Source organism: Streptomyces thermolilacinus SPC6, assembly GCF_000478605.2.
GTDB lineage: Bacteria > Actinomycetota > Actinomycetes > Streptomycetales > Streptomycetaceae > Streptomyces > Streptomyces thermolilacinus.
In genome coordinates this window covers 5,149,198-5,170,159 of sequence record NZ_ASHX02000001.1, presented here as the reverse complement: position 1 = coordinate 5,170,159, position 20,962 = coordinate 5,149,198, and the positions used below count along the sequence as shown (strand labels likewise).

The window sequence follows — 20,962 nt, the reverse complement described above, 5'->3', positions numbered from 1 at the left end:
GGGTGCCGCCGTAGCGGGCCTTCAGGCGCGGACCCGGCCGTGTCAGGCGCGGGCCCGTCGGGCTCGCGCCCGAAGGGCCGTCACGCGCGGGACCCGCGGGCGAGCTTCAGGGCGACCGCTCCCGCGACGAGGAGGGCCGCCGCCCCGCCCGCCAGGTACGGGGTGCGGGAGTCGCCGCCCGTCTCGGCCAGGTTCGCGTCGGGGGTGCGCGGGGTCGTCCCCCCGGCCGGGGACGGGTCCGGGGCGGCCGTGGACGGATCCGGGGCGGGGGCCGCCGGGGACGTGGCGGGGGCGGAGGGTGCCGGGGACGCCGTGGCGGACCCGGGCGCCGAGCAGCCCGCCTCGGCGAGGGTGACCGTACCTGAGACCTTGGCGACGTTCAGGTTCAGCGGGTTCACCGCGACCTTCAGTTCGAGGGCCGTCGCGGTGGCGGTCGTGGACGTGGTGGTGCGCCGCGACAGGTCGAGGACGACCTCGCCGACGCCGGGCACGGCGACCGTGCTGCGCTCGCCCGGGGTGAGCGTGACGCGCTCGCCGAGGACGGTCACGCTGCCGAGCAGGTTCGCCTCGGCGGTCGGCGGGGCGTCGGCCGGGCAGACCGCGCGGGCGGAGACCTGGTCCGCCTCGACGACGGACAGCAAGGGCAGGCCGGGCAGGTGCACACGGGCCTTGGCGAGCTTCACGGAGCCCTCCGCGCGGGCCGCGTCGGCGGTGGCCTTCGCCGAGGCCACGTCGGCGCGCAGGAGCTGGACGGGCCTGCCCTGGTCCACGCCGTCGAGCCGGACGCTCAGGGCGGTCCTGTCGGCCGTCGCGGGGGCCCGCACCTCGTTGAGGACGGCGTTCACGGGGAGGCGGACGCCGCCGTCGAGGAGGGATACGTCCAGGCCGGTCCGCAGGACGGCGGCGTGGGCGGTCGGCGTCCGGGGCGCGGCGGCGGGCCGCGCGGCCGGGGCGGCGGGCACTCCGGCGGCGGGCGCGGAGGCGGGCGCGGCGTGCACGGCCGGCGCCGCCCCGGTGGCGAGGGCGGCGGTCGCGGCGAGCATGACGGCGGTGGTGCGGACGGTGGTGCTGTTCACGGTGGTGGAACCCCTACGGAAGGACAAGGGCCGCCGAACACCCGCTCGCGGGACATGCGTGCGGGGGCGACCCGGGACACCGGAATCCTGGCGCACGGAGGGTGAACACACCGGCACCTGAAGTGAGTTCACCCCAAAGGGGAGTTACCGGCCATTCATTCGATTCCCCTCTGCCCCGGATTGCTTCTCCCGTGGGCGTAGCTTAAGTTAGGGCAGCCTTACCTAAAGAGATCAGGACAAGAGTGAGCATCGAGGTCTACCGGGACCCCTGGGGCATCCCGCATCTGCGCGCCGACGATCCGCGCGAACTCGCCTACGCGCAGGGGCAGGTCACGGCCCGCGACCGGGCGTGGCAGCTGGAGGTCGAACGGCACCGCGCCCAGGGCACGACGGCCGCGTTCCTCGGAGCGGACGCCGTCGAGTGGGACGTCTTCGCCCGGCGCGTACGGCTCGCCGACACCGCCCGGCGCTGCCTCGACCGGCTGGACGCCGACACCCGCGCCTGGGTCACGGCGTACACGGACGGGGTCAACGCGGGCCTGGACGAAGGCGCCCGCCGCAGCCGGGAGTTCGCCGACGCGGGTCTGAAGCCGGGCGTCTGGGAGCCGTGGGTGCCGCTCGGGGTCTGGCTCTCGACGCACATCCTCTTCGCCGGTTTCCCGACCAAGCTGTGGCGCGAGCACGTCGCCCGGACGCTCGGCGACGACGCGGCCGAGCTGTTCGCGACCGACGGCCCCGGCACCTCCGGCAGCAACGGCTGGCTCGTCACCGCCGACCGGACCGCCACCGGCGCCGCGCTGATCGCGGGCGACCCGCACCGGTTCATCGAGGCGCCCGGCGTGTACCAGCAGATACGTCTCGCCTGCCCCGAGTACGACGTGGTGGGCCTCGCCGTGCCCGGCGTCCCGGGCCTGGCGCACTTCGGCCACACCGGCACGGCCGCCTGGGCCATCACCAACGCCATGGCCGACTACCAGGACGTCTACCGCGAGCGGCTGCGCCGCCGCGCCGACGACGCCCCCGAGGCGCTCGGCCCCGACGGGTGGCGGCCCGCCCGCGCCCACACCGAGACGATCGAGGTCAAGGGCTCGGACCCGGTCGCCGTCGAGGTCGTGGAGACCGAGCGCGGCCCGGTCATCGTCCCCGACGACGGCGAGGGCGGCGCGCTCAGCCTGCGCTACCCGCCGCGCGTCACGGGCGAGCTGGGCTTCGCGGCGCTGCCCGCGCTGCTCGCCGCGCGGACCGTCGCCGACGTGGACCGGGCGTTCGACCGCTGGGTCGAGCCCGTGAACGTGGTGCAGGCCGCCGACACCGAGGGCGGCACCCTCCACCGCGTCGCCGGGCACGTCCCCGTACGGCCCCGGGACAACATGCTGCGGGTGGTCCCCGCGTGGGAGCCCGCGCACGGGTGGCGGGGGCGGCAGGAGCCGCTGCCGCGCGCCCCGGTCGACGGCATCGCGGTCATGGCGAACGCGCGGGGCCTCGCGGCGCCGCTGGGCGTCGAGTTCGCGCCGCCGCACCGCACCGACCGGATCGCCCGCCTGCTGGAGGCGTCGAAGGAGTGGACGGCGCCGGACATGGCGGCCGTGCACACCGACACGCGGCTCGCCTCGGCGCGCCCGCTGCTCGCCCTCGCGTCCCGCCTCGACGGCCTGTCGGCGGACGCCGCCGCCCTGCGCGACCGGCTGCTGTGCTGGAACCGGCGCATGGCCGCCGACAGCGTGGACGCCGCGCTGTACGCGGCCGTGCGGGCCGGGGTCGTACGCCGGGTGGCCGCGCACCCGGTGTTCGCGCCGCTCGCGCGGGTCCCGGCGTACCCGGCGCTGTTCGCCCCCTGGATGGCGCTGGTCCCGCGCGTCGCGTACGCCCTGGAGACCCTGCTGACCTCCGGCCCCGTGCCACCCGCCGACCGGGCCGACGCCGTGCGGGCCGCGCTGGAGGAGGTCGCCGCCGCGCCGCCCGCCGAACCGTGGGGCGCCACGCACCGGCTCGCCCCCTGGGCGGCGCTGCCCGACGGGGACGACGACCCGTGGCCCGGCCTGGACGGCGACCACGACTGCGTGCTGTCCACGTCCAGCGTGCCCGGCGTCACCGACCTCAGCGCGCGCGGTCCCGCCGCCCGCTACGTGTGGGACCTGGCGCGCCGCGAGGACAGCCTGTGGATCGTGCCGCTGGGCGCGTCGGGCGTGCCAGGCGACCCGCACCGGCGCGACCAGCTGCCGCTGTGGCTACGCGGCGAACTCGCCCCCGTGATCACCGACTGGAACCGGCTCGACAAGGAGCACCCCGCATGACCCCCGACACCGCCCAGGACCCCGGCGCCGCGTCCCGCCCCGCCGTGTACGAGCAGGTCGTGGACGGCTTCGGCACCGTCCGCGTCGTCCCGCTCGACCCGGACGCGGACGCTCCGCTGCTGCACTCCTGGGTGAGCGAGGACCGCGCCCGCTTCTGGGGCATGCGGGACGCGAGCGTGGAGGACGTACGGGACATCTACGCCCACCTGGACTCGCTGACCACGCACCACGCGTACCTGGTGCTGCGCGACGGCGTGCCGGCCGCGCTGTTCCAGACGTACGACCCGGAGGCCGACCGGGTGTCCGAGTGCTACGAGGCGCGGCCCGGCGACATCGGCGTGCACCTGCTGCTGGCGCCCGCCGCCGTGCCCGAGCCCGGCTTCACCGGCCACCTGCTCCGGGCGCTCGTCGCGTACTGCCTGAGCACCCACGAGCGGATCGTGGTGGAGCCGGACGCGGCGAACGAGAAGGCCGTCGCGCTGCTGGCGCGCAGCGGCTTCGAGCTGGGCCCGGAGGTGGTCCTCCCTGAGATCGTGCTCCCGGATGTCCACCTGGTGGAGAAGCGGGCGCGGCTGGCGTTCCGCTCCCGCCGCTGAGCCCTGCCGTACGGACCCGCCGCCACAGGGCCGCCGGGCCTTCGGCGGGCTTCGCGGCGGCGGGCTCTGCCCGGCCCGTACGGCTCAGACGACCACGCGGCCGTTGACGATCACCCGCCGGGGCGCCGCCAGGACGCGGACGTCGGCGCGCGGGTCCTCGTCGTAGACGACCAGGTCCGCCGGGGCGCCCTCCTCCAGGGCGGGGCGCCCCAGCCAGGCGCGGGCGCCCCAGGTCGTCGCCGACAGCGCGGCCAGCGGCGATATGCCCGCCTTGACCAGCTCGGCCACCTCGGCCGCGACCAGGCCGTGCGGGAGGGAACCGCCCGCGTCGGTGCCGACGAAGACGGGGATGCCCGCGTCGTACGCGGCGCGGACCGTGTCGTACCGCCGCTCGTGCAGCCGCCGCATGTGGTCGGCCCAGCGCGGGAACTTCGCCTCTCCCCCGGCGGCGAGCTTCGGGAACGTCGCGATGTTCACGAGCGTCGGCACGATCGCCACACCGCGCTCCGCGAACAGCGGGATCGTGTCCTCCGTCAGCCCCGTGGCGTGCTCCACGCAGTCGATGCCCGCCTCCACCAGGTCGCGCAGCGACTCCTCGGCGAAGCAGTGCGCGGTGACGCGGGCGCCGAGCCGGTGGGCCTCCGCGATGGCCGCCTCGACCTCGGCGCGCGGCCAGCAGGCGGTCAGGTCGCCCGCGTCCCGGTCGATCCAGTCGCCGACGAGCTTCACCCAGCCGTCGCCCCGCCGCGCCTCCCGCGCCACGTAGGCGACGAGGTCGGCGGGCTCGATCTCGTGCGCGTAGTTGCGGATGTAGCGGCGGGTGCGGGCGATGTGCCGCCCCGCGCGGATGATCTTCGGCAGGTCGTCGCGGTCGTCGATCCACCGCGTGTCGGCCGCCGACCCGGCGTCGCGCAGCAGCAGCGCGCCCGCGTCGCGGTCGGTCAGGGCCTGCTTCTCGCTGGTCGCCTCGTCCACGGCGCCGTGCGCGTCGATGCCGACATGGCAGTGCGCGTCCACCAGACCGGGCAGCGCCCAGCCGGTCACCGTGCGGACGTCGGCCGCGAGGGGGCCGGCCGGCTCGGTGTAGGTGACCTTGCCGTCCACGACCCACAGTTCGTCGCGTACGTCCTCCGGGCCGACGAGCACCCGCCCCTTCACATGCAGTACCACCATGCGATCGCTCATGTCCTGCACTGTACGAGGGGCTGGGTACGCTCGGCGGGGCGCCCCGGGGCCCACCATCCCGAAGACCCGTGGCCCGTTTCCGGACAGACGGGCGCCGACGAGACGTGAAGAGAGCGACCGACGTGAACCACCCGCACCCCCTCCTGGACCTTCCCCCGCTGACCGCGGACCGCTTCGCCGCCATCGAGCGCCGGGTGGCCGCCCTCCTCGCCACCGAGCAGGACGTGGTGATCACCCAGGGCGAGGCGCTGCTGCCGCTGGAGGGGTGCATCCGCAGCGGTGCGCGGCCCGGCTCGACGGCGCTGAACATCGTCACGGGCCCGTACGGGCAGACCTTCGGCGACTGGCTGCGCGACTGCGGGGCGACCGTGATCGACCTGGAGGTGCCGTTCCACACGGCGGTGACCGCGAAGGACGTGGAGCGGGCGCTCGCCGCGCACCCGGGGACCGACTTCGTGTCACTGGTCCACGCCGAGGCGGCGACCGGCAACACCAACCCGGTCGCGGAGATCGGCGAGGTCGTACGGGCGCACGGCGCGCTGTTCTACCTGGACGCCGTCGCGTCGGTGGGCGCCGAGCCGCTGCTGCCCGACGCGTGGGGCGTGGACCTGTGCGTGATCGGCGCGCAGAAGGCACTGGGCGGCCCCGCCGGGGTGTCGGCCGTGTCGGTGAGCGGGCGGGCGTGGGAGCGGTTCGCCGCGAACCCGAAGGCTCCGCGCCGCTCGTACCTGTCGCTCCTCGACTGGAAGGAGCGCTGGATCGACACCGGTCGGCGGGCGCTGCCGCACGCCCCGGCGCAGCTGGAGATGCTGGCGCTGGAGGCGTGTCTGGAGCGGATGGACGCGGAGGGCGGTCTGCCGGTGCTGATGGCCCGGCACGCGTCGGCCAAGGCGGCGGCCCGCGCGGGCGCGGCCGCGCTGGGCGGGGGCCTGGAGCCGTACGTGTACGAGGCGGCCGACGCGGCGCCGGTCGCGACGACGCTGCGCACCACGGGCGGGGTGGACGCGGCGGAGCTGGTGGCGAAGGCGCTGGCCGTGGACCCGTCGGTGCCGCTGGCGGCGGGCGGCGGGGCGCTGGCGCGCGAGATGGTGCGCGTCAACCACTACGGCCCGGCGGCCACCCCGGAGGCGGTACGGGCCTCCCTGACGGCCCTGGGCGCGGCCCTGACGGACCTGGGGCGGCCGGCGGACGTGGACGCGGCACTGGCGTCGGCCACGGCGGCCTGGGCGTAGACGGAGCCCGTACAGGGCCGGGGGCGGACGGCCGGGGACGAGGCCCGGCCGCCCTCGCGGCCGCATCCCCGTCCCCGCGCCGGCACTAGCCCGAGGCGGCTTCCGCCGGGTGAACGGCCGGGGCTGGGCCCGGAAGGGGCGGCCGGGGGTGCGGGGTGTGCGGGGGTTCGGCCGTGGCGGTGAGGGCCTCCAGGAGGGCCCGTACCGCCGGGGTGAGACAGCCGGGCCGGACGGCCAGGGAGACCGGGACGCGCGGCGCCCTGAGCGGCCGGATCGCCAGGCGGCGGTCGCGCGGGAGCGGGCCCGCCGGATGGAACACCGTCCAGGACGGCTCGGCCGCCGTGGCCAGGGCGTCGAGCGTGGCCCGCAGGGTCGTGAACGGCGGGCCGGGCGTCCAGTCGGGGACGGCCGCCGTGACCAGGTCGTGGAGCGCCGGGTTCGTCTCGCGCGGCGCCAACCGGAGCGGGAGCCGGGCCAGTCGGGCCGGGTGGAGCTCCTCCGGCGCGGCGAGCGGGTGCCCGGCGGGGAGGGCGGCCAGCAGCGGCTCGGTCCACACCGGGTACAGCGCGATCCCCTCGGCGCGCCGCACCGTCCGTACGAGCGCCGCGTCGAACGTGCCCGAGCGGACCGCCGCGAGCCGCCCCTCCTGCGGGGCCCGTTCCAGCCGCACCCGCAGCCGGGGGCGCCGTTCGGCGAGGGCGCCCAGCGCGCGGTACACGCGGTCGGCGAAGGCGCGGCTGGTCCCGAGCCGTACGAGCCCCTCCATGCCGGTCACGATGCCCGCGGCCGTCTGCCGCACCCGGTCGGCCGCCGCGAGCGCGGCCCGCGCCTCGGGCAGCAGACGCTCACCGGCGGCGGTGAGCCGGACGTGCCGGGGCGGCGCCCCCGGCTCGAACAGCCGCAGGCCCAACTCCCTTTCCAGGCCGTCGATCCGGCGCCGGACCTCCCCTTCGGGGGTCTCCAGCCGTTCGGCGGCGCGTCCGAGGCCGAGCTCCTCGGCCACGGCGACGAAGTACTCCAGCTGACGCAGTTCCACAGCCGCGCCCACCCGCCCCTCACTGTTCGCTGCCCCACCCGTGCACCCGTCCGTTCCGTGCGCTCAACCACCGGACGGGGACGGTCTCTTCCCCATGTGTACGGGCGAACGGCGCCGAAGTACGCACACGACGCGCGCCGGATGCGGGGAACCGGTCGCGGGGCGCGGCACGCCGAGCCGGGGGCGGCGGGGCCGGGAAAGGGCGGACAAGGGCGGGGACGGGGCGCCGCGCGAGGGGCGTGTTACCTTTTCGCCGCCGATAGCCGGGCATTTCCCCGGCGAATTCCCGGGGCATTCAAATGGGCAGCTCCCCGCATTCTTCTGCCCGCTTTCCGTGATCCTAAACGCAGGGTTTCCAGAATGATTCCGCACCGATCCGACGATGTGTCAAGTGCGTCAAGGGAGTGTGACGGACTCCACATCACGCCCGTTTTGACCGTATATATCTCCTCATACCCCCCGCAACCGCGTCCCCTCCCTCCGCGTCCCGCGCACGCGTGATAACACAACAGCTCTTTCCACCCAAGGTCTCGCACCGATGCAATCCAAGAAATTGCTGGGTAAGTTCAATTCACATGACCGCCGCACAAGCAGAGCTTGCACGTGCCCGATACGAATTCATCGAAAGCCCGCGAGTGGAGGACGGGGCCGCGATCTGGCGGATAGCCCGCGACTCCGAGGTGCTGGACCTGAACTCCTCCTACAGCTACCTCCTGTGGTGCCGCGACTTCGCCGCCACGTCCCTCGTCGCACGCGGCGACGACGGTGAGCCGATCGCGTTCGTCACCGGCTACCTCCGCCCCGACCGGCCCGGCACCCTCGTCGTCTGGCAGGTCGCCGTGGACCGCGAGCACCGGGGCCGGGGACTGGCCGCCGCACTTCTCGAGGCGCTGACCACACGCCTCGCGGACCGGGGGGTCCACACCGTGGAGACGACCGTCACCCCGGACAACACCGCGTCCGACCGGCTGTTCACCTCGTTCGCCGAGCGCCGGGGCGCCACGCTGGAGCGCGAGGTCCTCTTCGACGGCCGGCTGTTCCCGGAGGGCACCTCCCACGAGCCCGAGGTGCTGTACCGCATCCGGCCCGTCACCGGAGCCGCACGCACAGCCTGACCCCCGGGCGCCCGGACCGGCCCGGCCCGGCCCCGGGCGTCGCCCGGTCGCGGCGCGCGCCCACGCGCGGACGCCGCCCGCCGCGGTGCGTCCGGCGCCTCCCGCACGTCCCACGAACTTCTTCCTCACCGCAGGAGCGATCAGCCATGACCATCACCCCGCCCGCCGGCCCCTCCCCTTTCCCGGCCGCGCCCGCCACATCGGCCGCCCCCGCCGCAGCATCCACCGCCACGACCGTCCTCGGCCGGGGCGACGGCTACGGCGGCACGGCCGCCTCCGCCCTGAGCGTCTTCGAGGCGCTGGAGTCCGAGGTGCGCAGCTACTGCCGCGGCTGGCCCGTCGTGTTCGACCGCGCGCAGGGCGCCCGCCTCACCGACGAGGACGGCCACACGTACCTGGACTTCTTCGCCGGTGCGGGCTCCCTCAACTACGGCCACAACAACCCCGTGCTGAAACGCGCCCTGCTCGACTACCTGGAGCGCGACGGCATCGCGCACGGCCTGGACATGGCGACGACGGCCAAGCGGGCGTTCCTGGAGGCGTTCCACGAGCTGGTGCTGCGGCCCCGGGACCTGCCGTACAAGGTGATGTTCCCCGGCCCGACCGGCACCAACGCCGTGGAGGCGGCGCTGAAGCTGGCCCGGAAGGTGAAGGGGCGCGAGTCGATCGTGTCGTTCACCAACGCCTTCCACGGCATGTCGCTGGGCTCGCTCGCGGTGACCGGCAACGCCTTCAAGCGGGCCGGCGCGGGCGTCCCGCTGGTGCACGGCACGCCGATGCCGTTCGACAACTACCTGGACGGGCAGGTGCCGGACTTCCTGTGGTTCGAGCGGCTGCTGGAGGACAGCGGCTCCGGGCTCAACCACCCGGCCGCGGTCATCGTGGAGACCGTGCAGGGCGAGGGCGGCATCAACGTGGCCCGCCCCGAGTGGCTGCGGGCGCTCGCGGACCTGTGCCGCCGCCGCGACATGCTGCTGATCGTCGACGACATCCAGATGGGCTGCGGCCGCACCGGCGCGTTCTTCTCCTTCGAGGAGGCCGGGATCGTCCCGGACATCGTGACCGTCTCCAAGTCGATCAGCGGCTACGGGCTGCCGATGTCGCTGTGCCTGTTCCGGCCGGAGCTGGACGTATGGGGTCCGGGCGAGCACAACGGCACGTTCCGCGGCAACAACCCGGCGTTCGTCACCGCGACGGCGGCGCTCGGCGCGTACTGGGCGGACACCGGCCTGGAGCGGCAGACCCTGGCCCGCGGCGAGCAGGTCGAGCAGGCGCTGCTGACCATCTGCGACGAGAACTCCGCGGACGGCGCCCACTACCGGGGCCGGGGCCTCGTGTGGGGCCTGGAGTTCGCGGAGAAGGAGCGGGCGTCGCGGATCTGCAAGCGGGCGTTCGACCTGGGCCTGCTGCTGGAGACGTCGGGCCCGGAGAGCGAGGTCGTGAAGCTGCTGCCGCCGTTGACCGTCACGGCCGACGAACTGGACGAGGGCCTGCGCACGCTGGCCCGCGCGGTACGCGAGACGGCGGCGCGCCCGGCCTGAGCGCGGGACACCGCCGTACGGACATCAGACAAACCACCGAAGACTGCCGAAGACTGCGAAGTCACGCTACGAAAGGGTGCGGTCACCGTGATCGTCCGATCCCTGCAGGAGATCGAGAACACCGAGCGCCATGTGAGATCCGCGTCGGGGACGTGGGAGAGCAAGCGGATCGTGCTCGCCCGAGAGAAGGTCGGCTTCTCCCTGCACGAGACGGTGCTGTACGCGGGCACGGAGACGTCGATGTGGTACGCGAACCACATCGAGGCCGTGCTGTGCGTCGAGGGCGAGGCCGAGCTGACCGACCTCGAGACCGGCGAGGTCCACTGGATCAGGCCCGGCACGATGTACCTCCTCGACAAGCACGAGCGGCACACGCTGCGGCCCAAGACCGACTTCCGCTGCGTCTGCGTCTTCAACCCGCCGGTGACCGGCCGGGAGGACCACGACGAGAACGGTGTGTACCCGCTGCTGACGGAGGAGGACTGAGTGATGGAGGACCTGTATCCCACGCGCGGCACCACCGAGGTGCTCACGCCCCGCCGCGACCCGGTCGTGTGGGGGCCGCTCGACGCGGACCTGGAGGCGTTCGAACGGGACGGCTTCCTGCCCGTCGAGGACCTGCTGACCGACGAGGAGGTCGCGGTCTACCGGGCCGAGCTGGACCGGCTGGTCGCGGACCCGGACGTACGGGCCGACGAGCGGTCCATCGTGGAGCCCCGGTCGCAGGCGGTGCGGTCGGTGTTCGAGGTGCACCGGATCAGCGACGTCTTCTCGAAGCTGGTGCGGGACGAGCGGGTCGTCGGGATGGCGCGGCGCATCCTCGGCTCGGACGTGTACGTGCACCAGTCGCGGATCAACGTGAAGCCGGGGTTCGGGGCGTCCGGGTTCTACTGGCACTCGGACTTCGAGACCTGGCACGCGGAGGACGGACTGCCGCGGATGCGGACCGTGTCGGTGTCGATCGCGCTGACCCGCAACCACGACACGAACGGCGCCCTGATGATCATGCCGGGGTCGCACCGGACGTTCCTGGGCTGCGCGGGCGAGACGCCGAAGGACAACTACAAGAAGTCGCTCCAGATGCAGGACGCGGGCACCCCGTCGGACGAGGCCCTGACCCGCCTGGCGGACGCGCACGGCATCCGGCTGTTCACGGGGCGGGCCGGGTCGGCGACCTGGTTCGACTGCAACGCGATGCACGGCTCGGGCGACAACATCACGCCGTACCCGAGGAGCAACGTCTTCATCGTGTTCAACAGCGTGGAGAACGCGGCGGTGGAGCCCTTCGCGGCGCCGGTCCGCCGCCCGGAGTTCATCGGCGCGAGGGACTTCACCCCGGTGCGGTGAGCCCTCGGTGCGGTGAGGCACCGATGCGGTAAGGCACCGGACGGGCCCGCCCCCCTGCGTCCGGCGGGGGGGCGGGCCCGTCCTCATGCGCCGACGGCGGGTGCGGGCCCGTCCCGCCACCCCCTCCCTCAGACCGCGCAGGCGCCGTCGGCGTCGCAGGCCGGGGCGGGGTCTGCGGCGGCGACGGGCTGGAGGGCGCGGCCCTTCCACGCCTGCTCCAGCGCCTGCGTGAAGACCTCGGCGGGCTGGCCGCCGGAGACGCCGTACCGGCGGTCGAAGACGAAGAACGGCACACCGGTCGCGCCCAGTTCGGCGGCCTCCCGCTCGTCGGCGCGCACCTGGTCGGCGTACGCCGTCTCGTCGGCGAGCACGGCCCGCGCCTCGGCCTCGTCGAGCCCGGCCTCCACGGCGATCCGGACCAGCACCTCGGGGTCGTACACGGACCGCTCCTCGGCGAAGTTGGCCCGGTAGGCGAGGTCGAGCAGGGCCTCCTGGCGGCCCCGCTCCCTGGCGAGGTGGAGGAGCCGGTGGATGTCGAAGGTGCTGCCGTGCACGCGCCCCTCCACCCGGTACGCGAGGCCCTCGCCGTGGGCGACGGAGGCGACGTGCTCCTCCATGGCGAGCGCCTCCGCGGGCGTACGCCCGTACTTGGCGGCGAGCATGTCCACGACCGGCGCCACCTCGCCCTTGGCGCGCCCGGGGTCCAGCTCGAAGGACCGGTACACGACCTCGACCTGGTCCCGGTGCGCGAACGCGGCGAGCCCCTCCTCGAAGCGGGCCTTCCCGATGTAGCACCAGGGACAGGCGATGTCGCTCCAGATCTCCACGCGCATGAGGGTTCTCTCCAGGGTCGTACGGCACGGCGGCGGACGATGCGGAGGACTCCTCCGCACCACCGCCTGCCAACACCACGAGCGCCCCGCGCATTCCCGGGCCCGCCGGGAGGCGCCGGGGTCAGGCCTCCAGGACGCCGTTCACTCGGCGGGGGAGCTTCAGGGGGTTGTCGTCCCTGAGCTCCTCCGGGAGCAGGGCGTGGGGGGTGGACTGGTACGCGACCGGACGGAGCCAGCGGTCCATCGCCGTGCCGCCGACCGACGTGGACGTGGACGTCGTCGCCGGGTACGGGCCGCCGTGGTGCTGGGCGCGGGCCACCGCGACGCCCGTGGGCCAGCCGTTGACGACGACGCGGCCCGCCAGCGGGGTGACCGCCGCCAGGAGCTCCGCGCCCGGGCCCTCGCCCGCGGCCTCCCGCGACGAGACGTGCAGGGTCGCCGTGAGGTTGCCGGGCAGGCGGGACAGGACGCGCGTCACCTCGTCGTCCGTGGCGTACCGGGCGACGACCGTGACCGGGCCGAAGCACTCCTCCAGCAGCAGGTCGTGCGGGCCCTCCTCCGCGAGGCGGGCGGCCGGTACGGTCAGGAAGCCCGGCGCCACCGCGCGCTCCCCCGCCGCGCCCGGGGCAACCGGCGCCTCCACGTCCGGCAGCGCGGCCCGCTCGGCGACGCCCGCGACGAAGTTGTCGCGCATCCGCCCGTCGAGGAGGACGCCCTCCGGGGCCTGCGCCACCGCGCCGGTCAGGGACGTGACGAGCCGGTCGCCCGCCTCGCCCCGCGGGGTGAGCACCAGGCCGGGCTTGACGCAGAACTGGCCGGTGCCCAGCGTCATGGAGCCCGCGAGGCCGGTGCCGAGCTCGTCGGCCCGCTCCGCCGCGGCGGACTCGGTCACCACGACCGGGTTGAGGGAGCCCAGTTCGCCGTGGAACGGGATGGGTACGGGACGGGACGCCGCCGCGTCGAACAGCGCCCGGCCGCCCCGTACGGAACCGGTGAAGCCCGCCGCCGCGACCAGCGGGTGGCGGACCAGCTCCACCCCCGCGTCGAAGCCGTGGACCAGGCCGACGACCGCCTCCGGCAGGCCGTGCTCGGCGGCGGCCTCGCGCAGCGCGACGGCGGCCAGCTCCGACGTGGCCGGGTGGTCCGGGTGCGCCTTGACGACCACCGGGCAGCCCGCCGCCAGGGCGCTGGCCGTGTCCCCGCCGGGCACGGAGAACGCGAACGGGAAGTTCGACGCGGCGTACACGGCGACGACGCCCAGTGGCACCTTGTAGCGGCGCAGGTCCGGGACGGGCGGGGTCGCCGATTCGTCCGGATGATTGATGATCACATCCAGGAACGCGCCCTCGTCCACGATGTCGGCGAACTCGCGCAGCTGGTAGCAGCTGCGGGCCAGCTCACCGGTGAGGCGGGGCACCCCGAGGGCGGTCTCGGCGTCGGCGGCGGCGACCAGCCGGTCCCTCGCCGCCTCCAGCCGGGCGGCCGCCGACCGCAGGAACGCGGACCGTACGGCGCGGTCGGCCAGCGCGGCCCGCGCGTCGTGCGCGGCCCGGACCGCGCGGTCCACGTCGTGGGCGGTCGCCTCCGTCGCGACCCGCTCCCGGCGCTTCCCGGTTCGGGGATCGACACTCCAGACTTCTGCTGCGGACACCGCGGACGTCCTTCCGACTGTGCGCTTCCCGCCTGTTCGCTATTCTGAACGGCGTTCCTGATGGTGAATCCACAGGGACTCTATTGACGGGCGTCCGAAGGGGTCAAGAGCCAATGTCCGCTGCCGAAACCGGCGGGGCGCAGGTCAAGTCGGCCGTGCGCACCGTGGAGTTGCTGGAGTACTTCGCGGGGAGCCCCGGCATGCACACGCTCGCCGCCGTCCAGGAGGCGGTCGGCTACCCCAAGTCGAGCCTGTACATGCTGCTGCGGACGCTGGTGGAGCTCGGCTGGGTGGAGACGGACGCGACCGGCACCCGGTACGGCATCGGCGTCCGCGCGCTGCTCGTCGGCACGTCGTACATCGACGGCGACGAGGTCGTCGCGGCGGCCCGCCCCACCCTCGACCGGCTCGCCGACGACACGACCGAGACCGTCCCCCTCGCCCGCCTCGACGGCGCCAACGTCGTCCATCTGGCCACCCGCCAGGCCCAGCACCACCTGCGCCCCTTCACCCGCGTCGGGCGACGGCTGCCCGTCCACTCCACCGCGCTGGGCAAGGCGCTGCTCGCCACGTACGACGACGAGCGGGTGCGCGAACTGCTGCCCGGGACGCTGCCCGCGCTCACCGAGCACACCATCACCGACCGCGAGAAGCTCATCGACGAGCTGGCCGCGATCCGCGCGCAGGGGTACGCCGTCGACCGCGAGGAGAACACGCTCGGCCTGCGCTGCTTCGGCGTCGCCGTCCCGAACCGCACCCCCGCCCGCGACGCGCTCAGCTGCTCGGTGCCGGCCGCCCGGCTCACCCCGGCCCACGAGCAGACCGTCAAGGACGCCCTGTTCGACGCCCGCGACCGGCTCACCCTCGCCACCCGGACACTCTGATGACGGCCCGAGCCGTCGTGTCCCTGCGGCCGGTGCGCGCCGGGGACCTCGACTACCTGTTCGCGCTGGTACGCGATCCCGAGGCGCGCCGCATGGCCGCGTTCACCGCCCGGGACCCGGATGACCGGGCAGCGTTCGACGCGCACTGGGCGCGGCTGCCCGCCTCGCCGGACGTCAACCGGCTCGTCCTCGTGGACGGCGCCCCGGCCGGGCACGCCGCCGTGTACGGGCCGCCCGGCGAGCGGGAGGTGACGTACTGGATCGACCGCGCCCACTGGGGGCGCGGCGTCGCCACCGCCGCCCTCTCCGCGCTGCTGGACCTGGTCCCGGAACGGCCGCTGCGCGCCCGCGCGGCGACCGACAACGCCGCGTCGTGCCGCGTCCTGCGCAAGTGCGGCTTCGTGGCGACCGGCCACGACCGCGGCTGGGCGCACGGGCGCGGGGAGGAAGTGGACGAGGTCGTGTTCACGCTGAGGTAGGGGCCGTTCACGGCGGGGGCAGGGGCGGTCGGGCGGAAGCCGAGACGACCACCGGGCCGGGGCCCGTCTACTGCGCCCCGCAGGTATCCGCCGTCCCCCCGACGGCCAAGGCACCCCTGTTGGCGCCGACCTGTGCCTTGAACTGCTCCGGTACGGGCCCGACACCGATGAACATCAGCCAGCCGCCGCGTTTCGCGACGGTCTGCACTCCGTCCTCGTCCGGCGTCACCACCGCGTCGGACCGCCACCCTCGGAGGCGCAGCCTCTCCACGATCTTCAGCAGCTCGGCCCTGCCCCTCACCTCGGGTGTCGCCAACACCCCGTCGATCATGCAGGAGTGCATGTGCGCGTCGTCGCGCCGGACGAAGCGCAGGGCCTCGGCCCCCATGCCCTCGGTGGCGAACAGGAAGTCCGCCTCCACCTGCTCCCGGGGCATCCGCGAGGGCTTCACCGCCGCCGAAGCGCCCGCCGCCGGGGCGGCGGAGGCCGTGTCGGCCGGTGCCGTCGTGGTCGGCTCACCGGTGGCCCCCGCGCATCCCGCGACGAGCAGCGCCACCGCCACCGCCACGGCTCCCACCGCCGCCGAGCGTCCCGGCACCGCCATGTCCCCCCCCTTGCATGAGGACCCGGCGTGGCCGCCCGAGTCAGTGGCCGGATTCTGTCATGGCCGGAAACACCCGTCGGGGCCGGTCCACCCGGCGGGCAGGGGGTCTCCCCCGTGCGGCGGAGACGGATCGTCGGCGGGCACGACGTGTCCACGGGGGCCCGGCGGGAGGGTTAAGGCATGACAACGACCCCGCTCGCCCTTCCCGGGCCGCCCGGTACCGCCGTACGTGTGCTGCGCGTCGTCGCGATCCTCGCCTGCCTGCCGTATCTGACGCTGAAGGCCGCCTGGCTGGCCGGGAGCCGGGTCGGGGTGCCCGAGGGGAGCCTGCTGCTGGAGCAGCCCCGGCTGATCGCCGTCGCCAACGCCGTGACGCTGCTGATGGACCTGGCCGTGATCGTGCTGGCGCTGCTCCTCACCCAGCGGTGGGGGCAGCGGGTCCCCGCCTGGCTGCTGGCCGTTCCCATGTGGGCGGCGACCGGACTGCTCGTCCCGGTCATGGTGGGTTTCCCGGTCGGCACGGTCGCCGGGCTGTGGGAGGAGCCGCACACCGCGGCCGTCTCCTCCGAGCCGTTCCTCGACCCATGGGTGTTCACCGTCGTGTACGGCGGGTTCATCGTGCAGGGCCTCGCCCTGGGCGCGCTGTTCGTCCGGTACGCCACCGGCCGGTGGAGCCACGTGTGGCGGGGCACCGTCCGGGACCTGACGCCGCGCGTGTCCGGGCCCGTGGTGCGGGCCGTCGCCGTGGCCGCCTCGCTGGCCCTGTTGCCGGTAGCCGCCGTGCACGTCGGCTGGGCGTCCGGGATGACGGAGGGGCTGTCCCCGTCGCAGGTGGCCTCCCGCACGGCGGGCTTCCACGCGCTTGAGGCACTGCGCGCCCTGTACGCGGCGGCCGCGGTGACCGGGGTCGGGCTGCTGGTGTTCCGGCGCGGGCGGGGCCTTCCCGTACGGGTGCCGCTGGCGCTGGGCTGGGCCGGGTCGGGGGCCGTGGGGTGCTGGGGCGGCTGGCAGTTCCTCGCCGCGCTGGCGCCCTCCGCGGATCCGGCGAAGGAGCCGACGGCGCTGCTCACGCTGACCTACGCTGGCGAGATGATCACGGGGATGGTGCTGGCCGGGTGCGTGGCCGTGTTCCTGCGCAGGCGCGCCGGATGAGGGCCCGCCTCCGCCCCGGCGGCGGCCTGCCCCGGGGGGCGGCGCGGACGCTGCCGGGGCGGCGGGCACGGCAGGCAGGGGTGGCGCTGCTCGGGCGGCGGGCGCGGCTGCGCTGGACGCACCTCGTCCTGGGCGGTGCCCTGCTCATGCCGTACTGGCTGGTCGGGACGGTCGTCCTGGCGCTGTTCACCGACCGGGCGGACGCGTTCACCGGGTCGCTGACGACGCAGCTCGGGGCCTACCTGCTGGCGCTGCCCCTGGCCGCCGTCACCGGGGTCGTCCCGCTCGTCCGGCCCATGTCGGTGGCGGCGGCGCGGGTGCTGTGCGGTGTCCCGGCCGAGCGGCTCGCCGACGGTCCGGCCACCTCGCGCGCGGCGAAGGCCCGTACGGCCGCCTGGTTCACCCTCCACGTGGGGATCGGCGGGCTGGTCAGCGGGGCGTCGCTGGCGCTGCCGCCGTTCGCCGTCACCACGATGGCGCTGCCGTTCTCGCGGGGCCTGCGGGAGTCGGCGCTCGGCCGGGCGTACGGCCTGGACCACCCGTGGTGGGCGGCGCTCGGCGTGCCCGCAGGGCTGCTGATGCTGCTGGCGCTCGCCGCGGCCGCCGCCGGGGCGGGGGCGCTGCTGGCGCGGCAGGCGCCGGTGCTGCTCGGCCCCACCCCGGCCGACCGGCTCGCGGCGGCCGAGCGGCGCGCCGCCGAACTGGCCGTGCGCAACCGGCTCGCCCGCGAACTGCACGACTCCGTGGGCCACGCGCTGAGCGCCGTCACCCTCCAGGCGGGCGCCGCGCGCCGGGTCATCGACGCGCCGGAACCGGACCTCGCGTTCGTACGGGAGGCGCTCACGGCCATCGAGGAGACGACGCGCCGCACGGTCGGCGAACTCGACTCCGTGCTGGGCCTGCTGCGGCAGGGCGAGGACGACGGGGAACTGCCGGGCCCCGGCCTGGAGGCGCTCGACACGCTGCTCGCGCACAGCGGGCTGGAGGTGGCGTGCGCCCTGGAGGGCGACCCGGTCGCGGCCGTGCCCGGGCCGGTGTCCCGCGAGGCGTACCGGATCGTGCAGGAGGGGCTCAGCAACGCGCTGCGCCACGGAGGGGCCGCGCCGGTGTCACTGCGCCTGCGCGCGGCGGACGGGGAACTGGAGGTCACCATGGAGAACCCGCTGACCGGCCGCGCGCCGGTGGTACGGCCGGGCGGCGGCCGGGGGCTGCGCGGCATCGCCGAACGGGCCGCGCTGCTGGGCGGGCACGCGGCAGGCGGGCCCGCCGACGACGGGGCCGTATGGCGGCTCACCGTACGGCTGCCGCTGACGGGGGGCCGCCGGTGATCCGCGTCGTGCTCGCCGACGACGAGCGGATGGTCCGCACCGCGCTGCGGGTCATCCTGGCCGCCGAACCGGACCTGGACGTGGTCGGTGAGGCCGCGACCGGCGCCGAGGCCGTGTCGGTGGTGCGGGAACTGCGGCCCGACATCGTGCTGATGGATGTGCGCATGCCCGGGATCGACGGCATCCGGGCGACCGAGCAGCTCCTGGCGACCATGCCCGGTCCGCCGCGGATCGTGGTCGTCACCACCTTCGAGAACGACCAGTACGTGTACGACGCGCTGCGCGTCGGCGCGGCCGGGTTCCTGCTGAAGCGGTCCGGGGCGGAGGACCTCGTGTCGGCGGTACGGCTCGTGGCGCGCAGCGACTCGCTGCTGTACCCGGCCGCGCTGCGGGGGCTGGCCGCCGAGTACGGGCGGTGGGGGCCCGCGGCGCCGCCCGCGCCGTGGGTGGCCCGGCTGACCGAGCGGGAGGCGGACGTGCTGCGGCTGATGGCGACGGGCATGACGAACGCGGAGATCGCCGCGCGGCTGGGCGTCGGCGCGGCGACGGTGAAGACGCATGTGGCCGCCGTGCTCGCCAAGACGGGCGCGCGCGACCGCACCCAGGCGGTGATCGTCGCGTACGAGTCGGGGTTCATCACACCGGCCGGGTGAGGGCGCGGCGCCGGGCCGGGCGGGGCGCGCGCCGGGCGTGAGGCCGTGGACGCGCGCCGGGCGTGAGGCCGGGATGCGGGCGCGGGCGGACGGCTCCGGGGCCGGGCGGGGCTGTTGCCGGGACCCGGGCGCGGGTGGCGGGTTGACGCCTGCGAGCATCGACTCGCCGTCCGTTCCCCGCACTTGGAGGCTCCGTGCGCCGCCTGTCGTCCCGCCCCCGTTCCCTGTCCGGCTGGACCATGGCCGTCTTCGGGCTGCTGGCCGCGGCGCTCGGCGCGGTGGGCCTGGCGGCGCCGGACGCGCTGCTGTCGGTGATGGGCTTCGATCCCGTACCGGACGGGGCGCGGGCGGCGGGCGACCACACCCTGGTGTTCCTGACCGCGTCGTCGATGGCGGCCGTGAACATGGGCGTGTACTACGTGCTCGCGGCGCTCTCCGACTGGCGGGCGTTCTACGCGTGGACGGTGCCGTTCCGGCTGCTGACCTGCGCGGTGTTCACCGCCGCCGTCGTCGCGGGCCGCGCCCCCGCCGGGTTCCTGGGCGTGGGCCTGTGGGAGGGCGCGGGCGCGGCGGCGACCTGGGCGGCGCTGCGGTACGAACGCCGGGCGGGCGCCCGCCACTGAGGCGCCCGCGCCCGCTCGGCAGACCCTCACGGGCCGGTGCCCCTCAGTCCGCGTACGGCCTCCAGTCCCCCAGGTACGTCGCGCGGGTCGCCGTAGCGGCCTCGGCGCGGGTGAGCTGGGGGCGCTGGGCCGGGTCCAGGACCCTCGCGCCCGGCCCCGAGTTGCGGTACTCGGCGAACCGCTGCGCCTGCCACGGGTACTGCTCGCGCATGTTGGTGTACGGCGCAGCCGCGTCGATGCCCGGGCCCAGCAGGCTGTCGCGGACCACGAGCGACGGGCGGGCGGTCGGATCGGAGCTGGGCACCCACGGCCGGGCCAGCTTGTACGCGCCGTCCTCCGCGCCGCTGGTGATCCGGCACCTGTCGGCGAGGAACCCGTACGGGTTGGCGACCGCCGTGGACGGCGCGAACACCATGCCCTTCGGGGTGAAGTCCACGTCCCGGGCCAGGGTGTGGAACCGGCAGTGCTCGAACACGGCCGTGGCCCGCCCGAAGACGAAGTCCACGTCGCCCTCGGCGTAGCAGTGCGCGAAGTACTGCCGGGCGAACGCCGACAGGGAGGAGGAGTCGGCGTACAGGGTGTCCTGGTGGCCGAGGAACCGGCAGTGGAGGAACGCCGACCGGTCGCCGGTCGCCTTCAGCGCGACGGCCTGCGTGGCGGTGATCTGCGGGTGATCGGCGCGCAGGAAGTCGTTGGCGAAGGTGACGCGGTACGCGGTGAACCCGGCCGCGGCGACCGTGGTGGTGGCCGAGCCGGACGTGCCGTAGGTGCCGGAGCCGTCGGGCTTCGGGGTGCCGGCGGCGTTGTCGTACACGATGACCGTCCGCCGCGGGTCGCCGCTCGCGCCGAGGAGGGTCAGACCGGTGTGGGTGGCGGGGACGGTGACGGTCTCGCGGTACGTGGCGGGCGCCAGGACCAGCGTGTGGCCGGGCCCCGCCGCGTCGACGGCCGCCTGGACGGTCGCGTGGTCGCCGCGGCCCGCGGGGTCCACGTACAGGGTGCGGGGGGTGAGGCGGCGGCCGGGGGCGCCGTAGGGGCCGAAGGGCGCGGTGGGGGCGGCGTGCCCTTCGGCCACCGGGGCGGTCGCGTGCCCGGGGGCCGCGGCCCCGATGAGGGTCCCGAAGCCCGCGGCTCCGGCCCACAGGAGGCTTCTGCGGCTGAGCGGTGACATGTCTGCTCCTTGCGGTGTGGGGTCGTACGAGCCGGGGGCGGCCGAGCTGCCCGAGCCGGGTCGGTCGAGCCGGGCCCCGTCGGCGGCCGAGGCCGAGCGGCGGCGGCGGCCGGGAGACGGCCACACGGGTGCCGAGGGGCGACGGCCGAGTGGCGGCGGCAC

General features: G+C 75.3%; 20 protein-coding genes. 13 read left to right on the top strand and 7 right to left on the bottom strand.

Going from position 1 to position 20,962, the window contains the following annotated elements:
- Window positions 1–80: 80 nt before the first annotated feature.
- On the bottom strand, window positions 81–1,076 hold the full coding sequence (locus J116_RS29965; RefSeq protein ID WP_023589312.1) for an SCO1860 family LAETG-anchored protein: 996 nt from the start codon (window positions 1,074–1,076) through the stop codon (window positions 81–83).
- A gap of 242 nt (window positions 1,077–1,318) precedes the next feature.
- On the opposite strand from J116_RS29965, the gene J116_RS22350 reads away from it, so the two are divergent.
- Together J116_RS22350 and J116_RS22345 are read left to right on the top strand one after the other, a co-directional pair.
- Entirely contained in the window at window positions 1,319–3,370 is a 2,052-nt protein-coding gene (locus tag J116_RS22350; protein ID WP_023589311.1) for a penicillin acylase family protein, read from the top strand.
- Entirely contained in the window at window positions 3,367–3,966 is a 600-nt protein-coding gene (locus J116_RS22345) for a GNAT family N-acetyltransferase (protein WP_023589310.1), read from the top strand. Before J116_RS22350 ends, J116_RS22345 begins: the two co-directional genes overlap by 4 nt.
- An 84-nt stretch (window positions 3,967–4,050) precedes the next feature.
- On the opposite strand, the gene J116_RS22340 is transcribed toward J116_RS22345, so the two are convergent.
- On the bottom strand, window positions 4,051–5,151 hold the full coding sequence (locus J116_RS22340) for an amidohydrolase family protein (protein ID WP_028964406.1): 1,101 nt from the start codon (window positions 5,149–5,151) through the stop codon (window positions 4,051–4,053).
- Window positions 5,152–5,273: 122 nt separating this feature from the next.
- Here J116_RS22340 and J116_RS22335 point away from each other — a divergent pair, with 122 nt between their 5' ends.
- Window positions 5,274–6,383: a pyridoxal-phosphate-dependent aminotransferase family protein gene (locus J116_RS22335; protein ID WP_037948165.1), complete on the top strand. Its 1,110-nt coding sequence runs from the start codon at window positions 5,274–5,276 to the stop codon at window positions 6,381–6,383.
- Between the two features lie 85 nt (window positions 6,384–6,468).
- Here the strand turns inward: J116_RS22335 and J116_RS22330 are convergent, their stop codons facing one another.
- Window positions 6,469–7,419 (bottom strand): LysR family transcriptional regulator, encoded by a 951-nt coding sequence (locus tag J116_RS22330; RefSeq protein WP_079147935.1) that lies wholly within the window; start codon window positions 7,417–7,419, stop codon window positions 6,469–6,471.
- A 575-nt stretch (window positions 7,420–7,994) separates the two neighbouring features.
- Here J116_RS22330 and ectA point away from each other — a divergent pair.
- From ectA to thpD, 4 genes are all read left to right on the top strand, one after another.
- Window positions 7,995–8,534: a diaminobutyrate acetyltransferase gene (gene ectA, locus J116_RS22325; protein ID WP_051203590.1), complete on the top strand. Its 540-nt coding sequence runs from the start codon at window positions 7,995–7,997 to the stop codon at window positions 8,532–8,534.
- A gap of 146 nt (window positions 8,535–8,680) precedes the next feature.
- Window positions 8,681–10,075 (top strand): diaminobutyrate--2-oxoglutarate transaminase, encoded by a 1,395-nt coding sequence (gene ectB, locus J116_RS22320; RefSeq protein WP_023589305.1) that lies wholly within the window; start codon window positions 8,681–8,683, stop codon window positions 10,073–10,075.
- Window positions 10,076–10,162: 87 nt separating this feature from the next.
- The gene (locus J116_RS22315) at window positions 10,163–10,561 is read left to right on the top strand and encodes an ectoine synthase (protein ID WP_023589304.1); all 399 of its coding nucleotides are present in this window, start codon (window positions 10,163–10,165) and stop codon (window positions 10,559–10,561) included.
- A 3-nt stretch (window positions 10,562–10,564) separates the two neighbouring features.
- Window positions 10,565–11,422 (top strand): ectoine hydroxylase, encoded by an 858-nt coding sequence (gene thpD / locus J116_RS22310; RefSeq protein WP_037948163.1) that lies wholly within the window; start codon window positions 10,565–10,567, stop codon window positions 11,420–11,422.
- Between the two features lie 128 nt (window positions 11,423–11,550).
- Here thpD and J116_RS22305 read toward each other — a convergent pair whose 3' ends face one another.
- Together J116_RS22305 and J116_RS22300 are read right to left on the bottom strand one after the other, a co-directional pair.
- Entirely contained in the window at window positions 11,551–12,255 is a 705-nt protein-coding gene (locus J116_RS22305) for a DsbA family oxidoreductase (protein ID WP_023589302.1), read from the bottom strand.
- 121 nt (window positions 12,256–12,376) lie between these two features.
- Window positions 12,377–13,906 (bottom strand): aldehyde dehydrogenase (NADP(+)), encoded by a 1,530-nt coding sequence (locus J116_RS22300; protein ID WP_023589301.1) that lies wholly within the window; start codon window positions 13,904–13,906, stop codon window positions 12,377–12,379.
- 113 nt (window positions 13,907–14,019) lie between these two features.
- On the opposite strand from J116_RS22300, the gene J116_RS22295 reads away from it, so the two are divergent.
- Complete coding sequence (locus J116_RS22295) at window positions 14,020–14,790, top strand: IclR family transcriptional regulator (RefSeq protein WP_023589300.1); 771 nt, start codon at window positions 14,020–14,022, stop codon at window positions 14,788–14,790.
- Window positions 14,790–15,269 carry a GNAT family N-acetyltransferase gene (locus tag J116_RS22290; RefSeq protein ID WP_023589299.1) on the top strand — a complete coding sequence of 160 codons (480 nt, stop codon included), beginning with the start codon at window positions 14,790–14,792 and terminating at the stop codon, window positions 15,267–15,269. Before J116_RS22295 ends, J116_RS22290 begins: the two co-directional genes overlap by 1 nt.
- Window positions 15,270–15,336: 67 nt before the next feature.
- Here J116_RS22290 and J116_RS22285 read toward each other — a convergent pair whose 3' ends face one another.
- Window positions 15,337–15,873: a hypothetical protein gene (locus J116_RS22285; RefSeq protein WP_028964404.1), complete on the bottom strand. Its 537-nt coding sequence runs from the start codon at window positions 15,871–15,873 to the stop codon at window positions 15,337–15,339.
- 180 nt (window positions 15,874–16,053) lie between these two features.
- Between J116_RS22285 and J116_RS22280 the strand changes: the two genes are divergently transcribed.
- From J116_RS22280 to J116_RS22265, 4 genes are all read left to right on the top strand, one after another.
- A complete protein-coding gene (locus J116_RS22280) occupies window positions 16,054–17,025 on the top strand; it encodes a hypothetical protein (RefSeq protein WP_023589297.1) in 972 nt (323 codons plus the stop codon).
- On the top strand, window positions 17,022–18,353 hold the full coding sequence (locus J116_RS22275; protein WP_023589296.1) for a sensor histidine kinase: 1,332 nt from the start codon (window positions 17,022–17,024) through the stop codon (window positions 18,351–18,353). The genes J116_RS22280 and J116_RS22275 overlap by 4 nt, the downstream gene beginning before the upstream one ends.
- Window positions 18,308–19,006, top strand: a complete 699-nt coding sequence (locus J116_RS22270; protein ID WP_023589295.1) for a response regulator transcription factor — start codon at window positions 18,308–18,310, stop codon at window positions 19,004–19,006. The genes J116_RS22275 and J116_RS22270 overlap by 46 nt, the downstream gene beginning before the upstream one ends.
- A 239-nt stretch (window positions 19,007–19,245) precedes the next feature.
- Window positions 19,246–19,629 (top strand): hypothetical protein, encoded by a 384-nt coding sequence (locus J116_RS22265; RefSeq protein ID WP_201258864.1) that lies wholly within the window; start codon window positions 19,246–19,248, stop codon window positions 19,627–19,629.
- Between the two features lie 43 nt (window positions 19,630–19,672).
- Here J116_RS22265 and J116_RS22260 read toward each other — a convergent pair whose 3' ends face one another.
- Window positions 19,673–20,800 (bottom strand): pectinesterase family protein, encoded by a 1,128-nt coding sequence (locus J116_RS22260; protein ID WP_023589293.1) that lies wholly within the window; start codon window positions 20,798–20,800, stop codon window positions 19,673–19,675.
- Window positions 20,801–20,962: the final 162 nt, after the last annotated feature.